The sequence below is a fragment of the Curtobacterium sp. B8 genome, assembly GCF_000333315.1.
Taxonomy (GTDB): Bacteria; Actinomycetota; Actinomycetes; order Actinomycetales; family Microbacteriaceae; genus Curtobacterium; species Curtobacterium luteum.
The window spans coordinates 1-980 of record NZ_BACW01000176.1 but is presented as its reverse complement, the minus strand read 5'-3'; the positions used below and the strand labels follow the sequence as shown (position 1 = coordinate 980).

Genomic DNA, 980 nt, shown 5'->3' with positions numbered 1-980 from the left:
TCTTGCGTGCGAACTGCGATCGTGGTCATCGGCGCGTCCTCGGGTGGTGGTTGTGGGCGGAGCACGCCGCCCATCGCGACGTTGTGGTCATCGGCGCGTCCTCGGGTCCAGGACGCCGTACAGGACGTCCACGATGAAGTTGGCGATGAGCACCGACACGGTGATCATCAGGAAGAGGGCCTGCATGAGCGGGTAGTCCTGCCCGATCACGGCGTTGAACAGCAGGTAGCCGATGCCCGGGTAGCCGAACACCTGCTCCACGAGCACGGACCCGCCGACCACGCCGCCGAGCGCGAGCCCGAAGCCGGTGAGGTTCGGCAGGATCGCGTTCCGCGCGGCGTACCGGACGGCGACCGTGCGGCCGCGGAGCCCGTTGGCCTCGGCGAACGTGACGTAGTCGTCGCCGAGGGTGTTGATCATCGCGTTGCGCATGCCGATGATCCAGCCGCCGAGGCTCGTCACGAGGATCGTGATCGCCGGCAGCATCGCGTGCTGCAGCGCGTCGCCGATGAACGCTCCGCTGAACCCGGGCGTCGTCGTGGCCGAGTAGGCGCCGGTGGTCGGGAACCAGTGCAGGACATAGCCGAGGAAGAACAGCAGCAGCAGCGCCGTCCAGAAGTACGGGAACGTCGACATGAAGCTGCCGGACAGGGTCGGGAGGGAGTCGAGCCACGTGCCGCGCTTCCACGCTGCGCCGATGCCGATGAGGGTGCCGAGCACGAACGCGATGATCGTGACGAGGCCGACGAGCACGAGCGTGTACGGCAGGGCCTGGGCCACGAGGTCGCCGACGGGCTGCGGGTAGAACGTGTAGCTCGTGCCGAAGTCGAGCGTGACGACCTGGTGCAGGTAGCTGACGTACTGGTCCCAGAGGTTGCCGCTCGGGACACCGAGCTGGGCCTCGATCGCCTTCTTGGGGGCGTCCGTGACGGGCCCGTTCTGCCTGAGCTTGGCGAGCGCGGCGTCCGTCGGGCTGCCCG

General features: G+C 68.3%; 1 protein-coding gene. It reads right to left on the bottom strand.

Annotation, left to right across the window (positions count from 1 at the left end; all coding sequences use genetic code 11):
* Positions 1-87 precede the first annotated feature (87 nt).
* Positions 88-980: ABC transporter permease (locus tag I59_RS04340; RefSeq protein WP_022902819.1), on the bottom strand; the 893-nt coding region annotated here is incomplete at its 5' end.